Source organism: Synechococcus sp. RS9916, from assembly GCF_000153825.1.
Taxonomy (GTDB): Bacteria; Cyanobacteriota; Cyanobacteriia; order PCC-6307; family Cyanobiaceae; genus Synechococcus_C.
On the sequence record NZ_DS022299.1, the window covers coordinates 1,787,001 to 1,799,475 of the forward strand.

Sequence of the window (12,475 nt, forward strand, 5' to 3'; positions counted from 1 at the left end):
GACGTCACCGTTGGCGGTCACACCAAAGGATGTGAAGCCGAGGCAGCGGCCATGGAGGATGACCAGGGTTGCTGCCAGCTGGGTACTTGGCGCCAGCCTGAGTGCCTGCAGTGCACCCTCGCCCTCACTGACACCTCCAGTCGCCCCAAAAGACGCAGATTTAAGGCTCACGGAAGAGCCGTACCAAAGCCAGGAAGCCATCAATCAACGGATGGCGATCGTGATCCCCTACCTGGAACGCGTCACTGGCCTTCGCATCGCCTACGTGCCGGCCATTAATTACGCCCATAGCCATCAGATGCTCCGGGATGGCGAGGTGGATGTGATCAATATCGGCGTGATGGGTGGCTATCGATTGCTGCACAACAACCCTGGCGTGCAACCACTCGCGGTTCAAAAGCCATCCTTCCGGAGTGTGCTGATTGCCAATCAAGCAGCTCTCAAGCACAAGGCTCTGTCGCCCCCCGATGCATCCCCTCTTGCCATCCTTCGCGATCAACGCGTGGCGTTTGGCAGCCGCTCATCCGGGTCGACCTTTATGCAACCACTACTGCATCTGCGTGATCAGCAGATCGAACTCTCAGCCTTGAACGGCTGCGTGCATGAGCCCAACACCAACCACTTGTCGCAGCTCGTGGCCGAAGGCGGGATGGTGGATTTTGCCTTCATCCCCAGCTTCAGCGGCGACCCCCTGCATGCCGTGCCCGAACACCTGCATGAGGCGGTCACGGTGGTGTGGGCCAGTGATCACTCCCGCAACGACTTCATGGCAGCGGCTGTTCACCCACCCACATCAACGAAATATCGCCATCTGCAGCAACTCAAGATGGCGTTCCTCAAACTCAACCTCAACGATCCTGCCCAGAAGCGCGTGCTCGACACCTGGGGCTATCACGGCTTTGAACAACCCACCGCCGACTTTCCTGGCGCCATGATTAACAAAGTGGCCGATGCTCATGCCAGTGCTGGAGGTGTGTCTCAATGCCAACAGCTGTAACCCCAGCCCCAAAACGGCCTTGGTCGCTGGGGCGGCGACTGCTGTGGATCAGTCTCGCAGTGGTGCTCGGACAGTCGATCATCAGCATGGTGATCGCCACCACCCTGCGCCAGCAGCTGATGGCGGGTTTGCTGCAGGGAACCCTTCAACGCCAAGGGCTGCTGGCCCTGAACAAGGTCAACAATCAGCTGGATCAACTCACGGCAACCCAAGCGAAACGCTGTTGCTCCCGTGCTGATTACCAACGTTTTCTTGCCCCCCTCAAGCTCAACGACGGCAAAGCAGCTCTGATCCTCGGGAGCGCTGGCCTCGTCAGCACACCGGGGAGCCGGACTCTGTTCACCAACGAGCAACTCCTCGACGTTGCCGAGCAAGCCATCCATGCGCCCGGTGGCTTCAGCATCGTTGACACCAGCGCACAAGAAGCGGTCGCCGCAAAAGCGATGAAGCTCCCCGGTGGCCTGCAAACGGGGCACTTCGTGTATCTGCGGCCGGTGTACGCCATGCCGGCCGTGAAAACCCAGAGCCTGATCAAACTCGGGGCGGAATTGCTCTTGATCCTGCTCACCGGGTCGGTGCTGATCATGAGCGCACGGCGGATCTTCCAACCCGTGCGCAAGCTCAGCCAGGACCTGGCCGCGATTGAACTGAACTCCTTAGACGGCGCCACGCTGCCGACGGACAACGCACCGGTGGAACTGCTGCCGATCCTGGAGGAGTTCAACCGCATGGTGGAACGGCTGCGCCGCTCAGCCGCCAACCAAAAACAATTCGCCTCCACCATCAGCCATGAATTCCGCACACCACTGACGGTGATTTCTGGGTTCATCCAGTCGGTGCTCAACCGCAGTAAAGACCTCGCAGAGCCACAACGGCGGGCCCTGGGGATTGCTGACCTGGAAGTGCTGCGCTTGAACCGCATGCTCAGCGACTTGTTGGACCTAAGCCGCGCCGACAACCATCAGCTCGCGATCCGCCAAGAAGCATTTGAGCTGATCCCCAGCCTGGAGCATGCACTGCGTTTGGCACGTGCGGCCCACAGCAATCCGATCGGCGACAACTTGACCGAGCTCGACAACCTGACCGTGATCGGCGACCCCGACCGCCTCGTTCAGTGCATCGGGAATCTAATCGGCAATGCAGCGAAGTATTCGCCGTCGCAGGCACCGATCACGCTGCAGGTGAACACCAGCCCTCAGCACGTCGTCATCTCCGTGCAGGATCAAGGGCAGGGCATCCCCAAGAACCAACTGGCACGCATCTTCGAGCGGTTCACCCGAGCGGAAGGCGTCACCCTACCCAAGGGGCAAAGCAGCTCTGGCCTTGGGCTGTCAATCGTGAAGATGCTGATCGAAGCGATGGGAGGCACCGTCAGTGTGGAATCCACCGTGGGCGAAGGCAGTGCCTTCAACCTGAAGCTGCCGTTGGCGGATCAACCCTGACCCGTACGGGCGATATCAAGAACATCCGCCATGGAACGGATCTGATTCATGGTGCGCTGCAGCAACTCCGCGCTGCCCAGCTCCACCTGCAGTTCAATCCGTGCCGGCTTGCCATAGGCGGTTTTCACCCGTGCATCGCTGACGTTGATCGAGCCATCCGAGAGGCGCATCAGGATGTCTTTGAGGATGCCGACCCGATCGATCACCTCAATGCGCAGGTGCACCGGGAAGCGCTGACCCTCGCGGCTCACCGCAGGGTTCCAGCGCACCGGCAGTCGCCGTTCACTGGGCATCGCCTCGATGTTGGGGCAGTCCTGGCAATGAATGGTGATGCCATGGTTGCCAAGGGCCACAGTCCCCACGATCGCTTCACCGGGCAGAGGGCCACAGCAGCGTCCAAGCCGGTAATCGAGGCCTTCCACACCCAGGATCGGCTGGGAATCACCATGGCGTTCGCGCGTGGGGGAACCATCGGCCTGCTGCTCCACCAACTTGCGGGCCACGTCCTCGTTGCTGAGGGGCTGGGCCTGAGCTTCCGTCTGCAGGCGCACTTCTTCCCGCAGACGGTTGAGCACCTGATGCAGGGTGACGGCACCGAAACCCAGGCCGGCCAGAAGATCGTCCGTGCTCTGCAGATTGCAGCGCTCGGCAACGCGGGTCATCGCCTCACTGGAGAGCAAAGCATCAAAGCCACTCCGCCCCAGCTCCCGCTCCAGCAGCTCCTTACCGCGTTGGATCGTTTCATCGCGATGGCTGCGCTTGTACCACTGGCGGATGCGATTGCGGGCCGTGGGGGTCGCCACGAAGTTGAGCCAATCGAGGCTGGGATGGGCTGTCTTGCTGGTGAGGATGTTGACGAAATCGCCGTTCTGCAACGGTGTGGACAGGGGCGAGAGACGATCGTTGATGCGCACCCCATGGCAGTGATTCCCCACCTCGGAGTGGATGCGATAGGCGAAGTCCACAGCGGTTGAGCCTTTGCGCAGGCCCACCACTTCTCCTTTGGGGGTGAACACAAACACCTCTTCATCAAAGAGGTCTTCCTTGATCGAAGCGAGGTAGTCGTTGTGATCGTCGCTGCCGCCCTCTTGCTGCCAATCCACCAGTTGGCGCAGCCAGTTGAAACGCTCGGTGTCACCACCTGCTGCGGGTGAACCACCCTCCTTGTATTTCCAGTGGGCGGCGATGCCGAACTCCGACACCTGATGCATTTCCGCCGTGCGGATCTGCACTTCGATCGGGCGATGCCGACCAATCACAGCCGTATGCAGCGATTGATAGCCATTGGGCTTCGGTAAGCCGATGTAGTCCTTGAAGCGTCCCGGGATGGGGCGGAAGGTGTCATGCACCACCGCCAGCGCCCGGTAACAGGTCTCGAGGTTGGGGGTGATGATCCGCACCGCCGCCACGTCGTAGATCTCGTGGAAGGCCTTCTGCTGGCGCTGCATCTTGCTCCAGATGCCATAGAGATGCTTCGGGCGGCCATTCACCTCGCAGCTCTCCAGCCCCACCGCCGCCAACCGGTCACCCAACAACTTGAGGGTCACGCCAAGCCGTTCTTCCCGTTCGCTGCGCTTGGTGGCCACCTCCTCGGTGATCTCCCGGAACGCCTCAGGCTCCAGCAGCTTGAAGGCCAGATCTTCAAGCTCCCACTTGAACCGGCCGATCCCGAGCCGGTTGGCCAGCGGCGCGTAAATCTCCCGGGTTTCGCGGGCGATGCGCTCCTGCTTCTCCCGCTTCAGGGAGCCGAGGGTGCGCATGTTGTGGAGCCGATCCGCCAGCTTCACGAGCACCACGCGTATGTCGCTGGCCATGGCCAGAAACATCTTGCGCAGGTTCTCCGCCTGGGCTTCGGTGCGATTGGTGAAGTGCAGTCCACCGAGTTTGGTCACCCCCTCCACCAGGGCCCGCACCTCAGGGCCGAAATGTTCTTCCAGCTGATCTGCGGTGAGGTCGGTGTCTTCCACCACGTCGTGGAGGAAGCCCGCAGCGATCACCGGAGCACTGGCACCGATGTCGCGCAACAGATCGGCCACCGCCACAGGGTGAACGATGTAGGGGTCACCGCTGGCGCGGAACTGACCTTCATGGAGCTGAAACGCGAAATCAAAGGCCGCGGCCAGCAGCGCTTCTGAATCCGTGGGGCAGCTGTATCCCGCGCCTGGAGGCACATGGTCCAGACACTCCTGCAGCCAAGGGGGCAGGTCGATGCCGTAATCCTCGATGCTGCGAATCGGATGGGCGCGAACCGTGGGCAGACCGGTGGACGGTCCAGCACCGACCGCATCGGTCTGTGTCGGTTCTGTCGTAGAGGCGCCTTTCAGCATCCGACCCGTCAGGGTTGAACCATGGTATTGGAGTCATGCGTCCAGTAACGCCCTCGATGCCTCCATCGCCTGGCCCCGGCAGCACGACACCAGCGATTCTTGAGCTGGAACAGTTGCAGCTGCGCTATCCAGGCACCGACCACTGGACCCTGAATGGCCTGAATCTGCGCATCGCGCCGGGCGAACACCTGGCCCTGGTGGGCCCCTCCGGCTGCGGCAAAAGCACCGTGGCCCGAGCCGCCCTGCAGCTGTTGCCCCCCGGGAGCCTCTGCCAGGGGACCCTGCGGCTCAACGGCCAGGACCCCCGCGGCCTTAGTCGTGCAGCCCTGCGCCGCCTGCGCGGTGAAGCAGTGGGCCTGGTGTTCCAGGACCCGATGACCCGGCTCAACCCACTGATGACCGTGGGCGGACACTTGCTCGACACCCTGGAGGCCCACCAAGCCGAACAATCGCTGGCAGCCCGGCGCGACAGGGCCTGCAACCTGCTGGAGCGGGTAGGCATCGGCGCTGACCGCTTCAACGCCTACCCCCATGAATTCAGTGGCGGCATGCGCCAACGACTGGCCATTGCCTTGGCCATCGCCCTCCAGCCGCCCCTGGTGATCGCCGATGAACCGACCACCAGCCTGGATGTGGCCGTGGCAGGGCAAGTGATGGCGGAACTGCGCCAGCTCTGCGACGACCTGGGCAGCGCCCTGCTGCTGATCAGCCACGACCTGGCCATGGCCCACCGCTGGTGCGACCGGATGGCGGTGCTGGACGGAGGACAGGTGGTGGAAATCGCCAGCAGCACAGCCGTGCTCACCCAACCGCAATCGGCCGTGGGCCAGCGGCTGGTCGCGGCAGCCCGAGAACGGGAAGGGGGCGAGACACCGCATGCTGCTGATGCCGCAATCGTGCTGAAGGTGGAGGCCCTGCGCTGTTGGCACAACTTGGGTGGGCCGCCCTGGGCACCCCGCTGGCTCAAGGCCGTCGACGGGGTCAGCTTTGCCCTGCAGGCCGGGGAATCCCTCGGGGTTGTGGGGGGGTCTGGCTGCGGCAAGAGCACCCTTTGCCGCGCCCTGATGGGGCTGAGTCCAATCCGGGGCGGGCAAGTGTGGCTGGATGGGAACAACCTGCTGCAGCAACGGGGCCGTCGCGAACGGCAACTGCGGCGCTCAATTCAGATGGTGTTTCAAGACCCTCTCGCCTGCCTCAACCCGGCCATGCAGGTGGCCGATGCGATCGCCGATTCCCTCCTGATTCATGGTCTGGCCAGCAAGGCGGCCGCCCGAGAACGGGCCCGAGAGTTGCTGGAGCTGGTCGGCCTCTCGCCGGCCGAGCAGTTCCAACAACGCCTGCCAAGGCAACTGTCGGGTGGCCAGCAACAACGGGTCGCCATTGCCCGGGCCCTGGCCTTGGAGCCCAAGGTGCTGATCTGCGATGAAAGCGTGAGCATGCTCGACGCAGAAATCCAGGCCGAGGTGCTGGCCCTGCTGCGCTCTCTTCAGCACCGTCTGGGTCTGGCGATGGTGTTTGTCACCCACGACCTTTCAGTGGCCAGTGGCTTCTGCCACCAGGTGATCGTGCTCGACCAGGGCCACGTCGTGGAACAAGGGCCTGGGGATCAGCTCTTACAACGGCCGCAGGCCGCCATCACCCAGAGCCTGGTGGAGGCATGTCCACGCCTGCCCGCCGCCTGAGCACCGACAGCAACTTCTCCATCACCGGCGGGAGTGGGGCTTCAAACACCATCCGTTCCCGTGTGATCGGGTGGTCGAGCCCCAGTTGAAAGGCATGCAGGGCCTGGCCAGGCAGGTCGATCGGCAGTTTGCGGCAGCGGCTGTAGGTGGGATCCCCCACCACGGGGTGATTCATGTGGGCGCAATGGACCCGGATCTGGTGGGTGCGGCCGGTGTCGAGCTTGAAACGCAAGAGCGAATAATCCCCAAGCCGTTCCACCAGGGTCCAGTGGGTGCAGGCATAGCGGCCGCTCTCGCCACTCACCACCGCATATTTCTTGCGATCCGCCGGATGCCGCCCGATCGCCCCAACAATCGACCCCGAATCCCCCTGGGGAAGTCCATGCACCACAGCCATGTACTCCCGGGAGGCAATCCGTTTCTGGATCTGCACCTGCAGTTTGACCAAAGCCTCCTGGCTCTTGGCGATCACGATGCAACCGGTGGTGTCCTTATCAAGCCGGTGCACGATCCCGGGCCGCAGTTTGCCGCTGATCCCTGGCAGATCCGGGCAGTGATGCAGAAGGCCGTTCACCAAGGTGCCGTCTTTATTGCCGGGCGCTGGATGCACCGTGAGACCGGCCGGCTTGTTGATCACGATCAGGTGATCGTCTTCAAAGAGCACATCCAGGTCCATGGGCTCTGGCTTGAGATAAGGCAGCGGCTCGGGCGGCGGCATCCACAGCTGCACCTCATCGCCATCACGCAATGGCGTTTTCGCCTTGCCGGTTTTGCCGTTGACGCGCACAAAGCCAGCGTCGATGAACTTCTGAATCCGGGCCCGGCTCTGCTCGGAGCGCTGACTCACCAACCAACGATCCAGTCGCATTGGCAATGGCTTGGGATACGTGAGCGTGACCAATTCCCCCTCGCCCTCACCAAAGGCCTGAGTGAAGGTCTCCTCCGGCAAGGGAGGCCGTGGCCGCCGCTGACCCTGCGGACTCACGCCACCTGCTCCGCCGGCAGTTCCAGAGAAATACTGCCCAAGGCTGATTTACGGAAATCGTCCATCAGACGCTGGGCCATGCGCGAGGTATCGGCAGAAGTGTGCTTCTCCGCCGCGGCCTGCATCCACAGCGCGGGATCCGCTGTCTCACCGGTGAGCGCAATGCCATAACGCTTTTCAACCCGGCCCAAGGAGACACCGGACCCCGGCCGCTGCTCCATGGCCGTCAACATACGCAGAAACGCCTGAGCCACCAGCTCACCGTCGTAGGCCGCCTGGCCGATGTCATCGCAGAGGGCCAGGAACAGAGCCGCGCGCTGGTCGTCGAGCCGGGGAGGCAACACCCCAGGAGCATCCAGCAGATCCAGGTCTTGGCCCAAACGCACCCAGCGCAACGTGCGGGTGACCCCAGCGCGGCGGGCACTGGCCACCACCTTCTGTTTCACCAGGCGATTAATCAGAGCCGACTTCCCCACGTTGGGGAAACCCAGGGTGAGGGCACGCACCGGCCGTGGACGCATGCCCCGGTTGCGGCGGCGCTCATTGAGCTGGTTGCCTGCCCGAATCGCCGCCTGCTGCAGTTGCTTCACACCGGTACCGGCCTTGGCATCACACCAGACCGTGGCCTGCCCCTGGCTCTTGAACCATTGCTGCCAAGCATCACGCGCCTCAGCGGTGACCATGTCGCGGCGATTGATCACCAATAAATGTTGCTTGCCCTTCACCCAGCGGTTGAGGTGGGGATGCCCCGTCGCCAAGGGGATGCGCGCATCGCGCACCTCGATCACCAGATCCACCTTGTCGAGGTTCTGCTTGAGCTGCTGCTCCGCTTTGGCGATGTGGCCGGGGTACCACTGAATGGGGGGGGTACTCACGGCACCACCAGCACAGGGCAGGGCGCCAGCTGAATCACCCGCACCGCCGTGCTCTCCGTGTCGTCTTCGAGATTCACGCCGCGGGTGCCCATCACAATCACGTCCACATTCAACTCGTCAGCCACATCGCAGATCACGAAGGCCGGCTTGCCCTGCCGTTCCACAACCTCGCAGGCCACCCCCGCCTCCTCGAAGCGGCTGCGGGCCTGCTCCAGCAGGGGGGCCACGGTGGCGTGGTCATGCATCTCCGGTCGCTCCGGCTGCACCACCGAGAGCAGCACCATGCGGCTGCCGTGGCTGCGGGCCAACTCCAGAGCTTTACCGGCGGTCTCCACCGCCTCGCGGCTTTGATCGATCGGGAACAGAACGGTGTTGAACATGCGTTCCTCCTCGTGAACCGCACCGATAACGCTGGTCTAGCGCCAGATCTGCACGACTCGCGTTAATCTCCCCTCGTTTTCTTACCGCACGACACAACCCCATGGCGAAGCGTTCCCTGGCCAGCCTCACCGGCGCCGACCTCAGCGGCAAACGCGTTCTCGTGCGGGTTGATTTCAATGTGCCTCTGAACGACGCCGGTGCGATCACCGACGACACCCGCATCCGCGCCGCCCTCCCCACCATCAACGACCTGATCGGCAAGGGCGCCAAGGTGATTTTGTCGGCCCACTTCGGTCGCCCCAAGGGCCAGGTGAACGACAGCATGCGCCTCACCCCCGTGGCCGCGCGCCTGAGCGAGCTGCTGGGCAAGCCCGTCGTGAAGACCGACAGCTGCATCGGCCCCGACGCTGAAGCCAAGGTGGGCGCCATGGCCGACGGCGACGTGGTGCTGCTGGAGAACGTGCGCTTCTTCGCCGAAGAAGAAAAGAACGATGCCGGCTTCGCTGAAAAGCTGGCCGGCCTGGCTGAGGTGTACGTGAACGACGCCTTCGGTGCCGCCCACCGCGCCCACGCCTCGACCGAGGGCGTGACCAAGTTCCTCAAGCCTTCCGTCGGCGGCTTCCTGATGGAGAAGGAGCTTCAGTACCTGCAGGGTGCCATCGACGCTCCCAAGCGCCCCCTCGCCGCCATCGTGGGTGGCTCCAAGGTGAGCTCCAAGATCGGCGTGCTCGAGGCACTGATGGACAAGTGCGACAAGATCCTTGTCGGCGGCGGCATGATCTTCACCTTCTACAAAGCGCGTGGCCTTGCCGTCGGCAAGAGCCTGGTGGAAGAGGACAAGCTGGAACTGGCCAAGGAGCTCGAGGCCAAGGCCAAAGCCAAAGGTGTGGAACTGCTGCTGCCCACCGATGTGGTTCTGGCCGACAACTTCGCTCCCGATGCCAACAGCCAGACCGCTCCTGTGACCGCCATCCCCGACGGCTGGATGGGCCTGGACATCGGTCCCGACTCCGTCAAGGTGTTCCAGAACGCCCTTGCGGATTGTCAGACCGTGATCTGGAACGGCCCCATGGGTGTGTTCGAGTTCGACAAATTCGCAGCCGGCACCAACGCCATCGCCACAACCTTGGCCGACCTGAGCGGCAAGGGTTGCTGCACGATCATCGGCGGCGGTGACTCCGTTGCAGCCGTTGAGAAAGCCGGTCTCGCCGACAAGATGTCCCACATCTCCACCGGCGGTGGCGCCAGCCTCGAGCTGCTGGAAGGCAAGGTTCTCCCCGGCGTGGCCGCCCTCGACGCCGCCTGATCACCCCCAGGCATCGGTTGGGCAGCCTCACTGCTGTGGCTGTTCAGGCTTGTTGGCCGCTCCTCAAGGAGCGGCCTTTTTGTTGGTCAGCTCACCCCTCACTCAGCCGCGCTTGGAGTGGCGCCCAGACCGCTCAGGCCAGAGCGGCAAGCCCAGTCGCTTGCGCTCGACATTGAGCTGCTCACGCCCCTGCCGATGCAGTGAGCGGCGGGCCTGATAGCGCTGCTGTTTGCAAGTGCGATAGGACTCGATGGTGTCGGCATCCTTGAGGCACAGCTGCTCGTTTTTAAGCAGGGCAAGCCGCTGGGGGTAGCTGCGCAACTCCCAGTCACGACGCACCTTGAACAACGCCTGCTTCTGGACCTGGGTGAGCTTGGGCCGCTGGTCAGGCTGCCCATCGCGGCGGGATTCGGCCTGGCCACGACTCGCAAGAAGCGAAGCAGCGGCAAGAGCCGCGCAGGGGATCAACAACACCCGCTGCCAACGTTGCGCTCGGGTCATCACTGCAAAGGATCGGGACTCGCCAACGTTGCTGCAACCCAACTGGCGAGGTCTGACTGACCTCCGCACAAACAATGACCAGATCTGACTCACGTCTCCATGAGCACGGGAGCGGAGCAGATCTCACACAATCAAGGGGCAGGCCTACGCCCTTATCCCGCCCGTCATGCCCAGATCTCCCCTCAGTGCTCCCACCCAACTGGCCGTGGTGGGGCTTGGTGCTCTGGGGCTGCCCATGGCGATCAACCTGCTGCGGGCCGGCCATCACCTGCGGGTGCACACCCGCAGCCGCAGCGCTGAAGATCACCCGGATCTGCAAGGCGCTGTGCGTTGCGCCACGCCGGCCGAAGCCGCCCAAGGCTGCCAAGCACTGCTGGTCTGCGTCAGTAATAACGCCGCGGTGGAGGAGGTGCTCTGGGGAGCGCAAGGCGCCGGACCGGCGCTGGCGGAAGGCAGCCTGGTGATCGATTGCTCCACCATCAGCCCCGCCGGGGCGCAAGCGATGGCGCAGCGACTGAACGCGCGAGGAGTGCAGTTCCTGGATGCACCCGTCACCGGGGGCACGGAAGGCGCCAAGGCGGGGAGCCTGACGGTGCTATGCGGAGGAGACGCAGAGGATCTGGAGCGGGCACGGCCGCTGCTGGAGGTGATCGGCGGCTCCATCCACCACTTCGGCCCTGTGGGTGCTGGCCAGCAGGTGAAAGCGATCAACCAGGTGCTGGTGGCAGGTAGCTATGCCGCCGTGGCGGAAGCGATCGCCCTTGGCCAACACCTGCAGCTGCCGATGGATCAGGTGGTGAATGCCCTCAAACACGGAGCGGCCGGATCCTGGGCCCTGGAGCACCGCTCCGCCGCCATGCTCGCTGATACCTATCCGCTGGGCTTCAAGTTGGAGCTCCACCACAAGGATCTGGGCATTGCCCTGGCGGCCGCAGCGGCCGCCGGTCTGGAGCTCCCGATTACCGCCGCGGTGCGCGACCAGGAACAGGCGCTAATGGACCAAGGCCTGGGCGAGGCGGATGTGTCGGCGCTGCGGCGGAGACTTCCTCAAGCCAACGCCACGGACGCTTAATGCCATCGAGATCAAGCCAAGGGCTTGGCCGCATCCAAGACGGCGTCGTTTAGCCACCCAGCTGACTGCGGTCGCTCACCACGCGCACCTGTTTGGTGACCGTGATCACGCCATCGGGATGCACCAACATCGCAGCCCAGGTCTGCACACCGGGCTGGAAGGGAGCCTGCACCGACTTGAACAAGCCACCACTACCCAAAGGCTCCAGCTGAATATCCGGACTGGTTTGCGCACGCACTTGGGCCGGCGTCAGGGCGATCAGCCCTCCAGCGACCATCGCCTGACCCAACGGCTCATCGAGGATCACATCCACGTCGTAACGGCTCCCTGTCAGCACAGTGTCGGGAATCAACAACGTCACGGGTAATTCGCCTCGCGCATTGACCAGCAGAGACTGCTCGTTCAGCACTTCCTGGTCGGTGATCAACCCGGCTTCGGTGCTGAGGGCCAACGACTGACTCGCCTGCAGCGAAAACATCAGTCCATCTTTTTCCGTGCTGCCCTCCACACTCACGGCCACAGGCAAGCGGCCATCGGAAAGAGGTGCTCCTGCTTTGAGCTGCCAACGGGCATTGGAGAACCGCTCTGTAAAGCGCTGCAGGCGAGGAACCCACTGCGGAAGCTGCCCCGGCGCGACCAATGCCTCGAGACCCGCTGGATCGGAAGCGTTCAGAGCCTGCTCGAGACGCTCCACCAAATTCGCCGGCTGAGAAGCAGCACGCACAGGAGCTTGGGCACTCACCAATCCAGCCACGGGAGCGCTGATCGCCACCAACGCAGCCAACACCATCGAACGCAAGGACCCGTTCAGCACGCCTCGAGGGTTTGCACGGCGAATTGCACGGCCAGTGATCCAATCGAGATGCCGCACGCCAACCGTCCTGAGCTTCGCCCTTAAGTTAGGGCG

At 63.4% G+C, this 12,475-nt stretch carries 11 protein-coding genes; 5 read left to right on the forward strand and 6 right to left on the reverse strand.

Annotated features, from left to right (window positions below):
- The first annotated feature begins 58 nt into the window (after positions 1-58).
- Together RS9916_RS09620 and RS9916_RS09625 are read left to right on the forward strand one after the other, a co-directional pair.
- The gene (locus tag RS9916_RS09620; RefSeq protein ID WP_007099188.1) at positions 59-997 is read left to right on the forward strand and encodes a PhnD/SsuA/transferrin family substrate-binding protein; all 939 of its coding nucleotides are present in this window, start codon (positions 59-61) and stop codon (positions 995-997) included.
- Positions 982-2,439 (forward strand): cell wall metabolism sensor histidine kinase WalK, encoded by a 1,458-nt coding sequence (locus tag RS9916_RS09625; RefSeq protein ID WP_007099189.1) that lies wholly within the window; start codon positions 982-984, stop codon positions 2,437-2,439. Before RS9916_RS09620 ends, RS9916_RS09625 begins: the two co-directional genes overlap by 16 nt.
- Here the strand turns inward: RS9916_RS09625 and RS9916_RS09630 are convergent.
- Positions 2,430-4,766: a bifunctional (p)ppGpp synthetase/guanosine-3',5'-bis(diphosphate) 3'-pyrophosphohydrolase gene (locus RS9916_RS09630; RefSeq protein ID WP_007099190.1), complete on the reverse strand. Its 2,337-nt coding sequence runs from the start codon at positions 4,764-4,766 to the stop codon at positions 2,430-2,432. The genes RS9916_RS09625 and RS9916_RS09630 overlap by 10 nt on opposite strands.
- Positions 4,767-4,822: 56 nt before the next feature.
- On the opposite strand from RS9916_RS09630, the gene RS9916_RS09635 reads away from it, so the two are divergent.
- Entirely contained in the window at positions 4,823-6,448 is a 1,626-nt protein-coding gene (locus RS9916_RS09635; protein WP_007099191.1) for an ABC transporter ATP-binding protein, read from the forward strand.
- Here the strand turns inward: RS9916_RS09635 and RS9916_RS09640 are convergent.
- The 3 genes from RS9916_RS09640 to RS9916_RS09650 are packed head-to-tail and all read right to left on the reverse strand — an operon-like array spanning position 6,402 to position 8,688.
- Positions 6,402-7,433 carry an RluA family pseudouridine synthase gene (locus RS9916_RS09640; protein ID WP_007099192.1) on the reverse strand — a complete coding sequence of 344 codons (1,032 nt, stop codon included), beginning with the start codon at positions 7,431-7,433 and terminating at the stop codon, positions 6,402-6,404. The two genes, RS9916_RS09635 and RS9916_RS09640, sit on opposite strands and share 47 nt — an antisense overlap.
- Complete coding sequence (gene ylqF, locus RS9916_RS09645) at positions 7,430-8,308, reverse strand: ribosome biogenesis GTPase YlqF (RefSeq protein ID WP_007099193.1); 879 nt, start codon at positions 8,306-8,308, stop codon at positions 7,430-7,432. Before ylqF ends, RS9916_RS09640 begins: the two co-directional genes overlap by 4 nt.
- Positions 8,305-8,688, reverse strand: coding sequence for a universal stress protein (locus tag RS9916_RS09650; RefSeq protein WP_007099194.1), 384 nt, complete (start codon positions 8,686-8,688; stop codon positions 8,305-8,307). The genes ylqF and RS9916_RS09650 overlap by 4 nt, the downstream gene beginning before the upstream one ends.
- Positions 8,689-8,789: 101 nt before the next feature.
- On the opposite strand from RS9916_RS09650, the gene pgk reads away from it, so the two are divergent.
- A complete protein-coding gene (pgk, locus tag RS9916_RS09655; protein ID WP_007099195.1) occupies positions 8,790-9,995 on the forward strand; it encodes a phosphoglycerate kinase in 1,206 nt (401 codons plus the stop codon).
- 102 nt (positions 9,996-10,097) lie between these two features.
- Here pgk and RS9916_RS09660 read toward each other — a convergent pair whose 3' ends face one another.
- Complete coding sequence (locus RS9916_RS09660; protein ID WP_038024443.1) at positions 10,098-10,496, reverse strand: hypothetical protein; 399 nt, start codon at positions 10,494-10,496, stop codon at positions 10,098-10,100.
- A gap of 166 nt (positions 10,497-10,662) precedes the next feature.
- Here RS9916_RS09660 and RS9916_RS09665 point away from each other — a divergent pair, with 166 nt between their 5' ends.
- A complete protein-coding gene (locus RS9916_RS09665) occupies positions 10,663-11,568 on the forward strand; it encodes an NAD(P)-dependent oxidoreductase (protein ID WP_007099197.1) in 906 nt (301 codons plus the stop codon).
- A 49-nt stretch (positions 11,569-11,617) separates the two neighbouring features.
- Here the strand turns inward: RS9916_RS09665 and RS9916_RS09670 are convergent, their stop codons facing one another.
- Complete coding sequence (locus RS9916_RS09670; RefSeq protein ID WP_007099198.1) at positions 11,618-12,439, reverse strand: hypothetical protein; 822 nt, start codon at positions 12,437-12,439, stop codon at positions 11,618-11,620.
- Positions 12,440-12,475: the final 36 nt, after the last annotated feature.